Origin of the sequence: Pseudomonas sp. Pseusp88 (genome assembly GCF_047303955.1) — a bacterium.
In the GTDB taxonomy this organism is placed as follows: domain Bacteria; phylum Pseudomonadota; class Gammaproteobacteria; order Pseudomonadales; family Pseudomonadaceae; genus Aquipseudomonas.
On record NZ_JBGLYM010000080.1, the window covers coordinates 1 to 1,494 of the forward strand.

Annotated in this window: 3 protein-coding genes; 2 read left to right on the forward strand and 1 reads right to left on the reverse strand. The window is 55.0% G+C overall.

Annotated features, from left to right (window positions below):
- A partial coding sequence (locus ACCD02_RS32510) for a hypothetical protein (protein WP_413310694.1) occupies positions 1 to 239 on the reverse strand: 239 nt, incomplete at its 3' end.
- A 405-nt stretch (positions 240 to 644) separates the two neighbouring features.
- On the opposite strand from ACCD02_RS32510, the gene ACCD02_RS32515 reads away from it, so the two are divergent.
- Together ACCD02_RS32515 and ACCD02_RS32520 are read left to right on the forward strand one after the other, a co-directional pair.
- Positions 645 to 926, forward strand: a complete 282-nt coding sequence (locus tag ACCD02_RS32515; protein ID WP_413310696.1) for a hypothetical protein — start codon at positions 645 to 647, stop codon at positions 924 to 926.
- Positions 923 to 1,333 (forward strand): type II toxin-antitoxin system PemK/MazF family toxin, encoded by a 411-nt coding sequence (locus tag ACCD02_RS32520; protein ID WP_413310698.1) that lies wholly within the window; start codon positions 923 to 925, stop codon positions 1,331 to 1,333. The genes ACCD02_RS32515 and ACCD02_RS32520 overlap by 4 nt, the downstream gene beginning before the upstream one ends.
- Positions 1,334 to 1,494: the final 161 nt, after the last annotated feature.

Sequence of the window (1,494 nt, forward strand, 5' to 3'; positions counted from 1 at the left end):
GCACCATCAGCGGCTACGCGGTTTGCACCAACGCGATCAGCACCATCAGCAGCGACGCGGTTTGCACCAACGCGGTCAGCACCATCAGCGGCGACACGGTTAGCACCAACATGGTCAGCACCGTTTTCGGCAACGACCTGGGCGTTCAGTTGATCATGACCATTGATGGCTGGCAGAGCGAAAGCACTGGAGGCCAGAACAGAGAAGGCCAGGCCGAAAATCAGTTTGGAAGTTTTCATGGTAGTTGCTCCAGATCGGTTAGAAGTCGTTGTTAACTCGGTATGGAGGTAATGCTACGCCGCTGGAATTTATTAAGAAGTCAATGCGATTGGTACCTGTCATTGCTGAAATTGATAGTTAACGAACATCTTGATCTGGAATGAAATATTTCCATTTGGGAGCCGCCTTGGTGGCGATCGAGTGCGCAGCGCTCGCAATGAAACCTGACGCCATCGCCAGCAAGTCGGCTTTCACAGGATCTCATTCTGGTTGTCGATGGCAGAGGAGCGACAATCACCCGTCAACCACTTCCACGAACAAAGGACAATCACGCTATAGCGGTGGGTTGTGTTTGCTGTGCCACGGAGGTAGATATATGATGGATATCAAGATATCCAAAGGATATCTTTTTTGGAGGCTATACCATGGCACATGTCGATAAAACCGAATCGTTTCTTCTGCGTCTTCGCAGCCAGGACACACCCACTGGTATCAGCGGAGCGACTATCAGGCTGCTGATGGAGCGTACCGGCCTGAATCGCACGGAGATTACCCACCTTGCCCTGCGCCAGATGGCCAACCAGTACCTGCCACGCTATGAGATGGATAATGGTCCGCTGACTGCCAAGCAAAGCGCTGCCATTCGTGCGCACAGCAGCGCCTCGGATACGCCTGACGAAAGCTTTTCGGAAGGACTGTTTGATTGATATCGACTGATTACAATCCGCTGCCAGCGCCGGGCGATATCGTCTGGTGTTTTTTCCCACAAGTGCTGGGCAAACCCGGCCCCAAGCCTCGCCCGGCGTTAGTGCTGGCCCTGTCGCGCACAACCCATGAGGTGATGGTCGCCTATGGCACCAGCCAGAAGGTTCACAAGATCTATCCAACGGAGTTCGTTATCGACCCCAGCGATGCGGGCTACGCGATCAGCGGGCTGAGCTATCGAACCAAGTTCAACCTTGCAGACCGGTACAAGTTGCCGTTCAACTCGGACTGGTTTGGCCCTGCGCCGGGGCTGTCGGCATCATCGCCGTTACCCAAGATGGGGACCTTGCACGCCAGCTACATGAAAGCGGTCACCGCCGCCCAGAAGGCCGCCCTCCAAAAGCCATGAAAACGCTGGTCAGTGCCGTAGGGCAATTGGCAATCATCGGTCGAATTGAGGACAGGACGCTGAGGCGAGAGGTTTTGCGCAGGTAAAATTAAGCCCGGCAAAAGCCGGGCTGGAGGGACAAGCGCCTGGGGATCAGCTCAGGCGGCTTGCACCAATGTGGT